We start from the raw sequence: 239 nt of genomic DNA, 5'->3' as shown, positions 1-239 counted from the left end.
AGCGCACGCCTTCGTGCGATCTGAAATGCGCGATCAGGCGTTCGAGCATCAGCAGCACCTGCGGGCGGCCCGACACGTCCGGATGGATCGTGATCGGAAACACCGCGTAATCGTGCTCGCGATACACCCAGTCGAACTGGTCGCGCCACATCTGCTCGATGTCGCGCGGATTCACGAAGCCGTGGCTGTTCGGCGACTTTTTGATGAACATCATCGGCGGCAGATCGTCGAGATACCAG

The 239-nt window shown here is 60.3% G+C and carries 1 pseudogene; it reads right to left on the bottom strand.

The features are described from left to right. Positions 1-239 (bottom strand): annotated as a pseudogene (locus SB751_RS34825) (polysaccharide deacetylase); the annotation flags it as partial.

The organism is Cupriavidus sp. SIMBA_020 (assembly GCF_046535395.1).
Classification (GTDB): Bacteria; Pseudomonadota; Gammaproteobacteria; order Burkholderiales; family Burkholderiaceae; genus Cupriavidus; species Cupriavidus campinensis.
The sequence above is the reverse complement of the archived record's forward strand: the minus strand, read 5'-3'. Positions and strand labels throughout refer to the sequence as shown.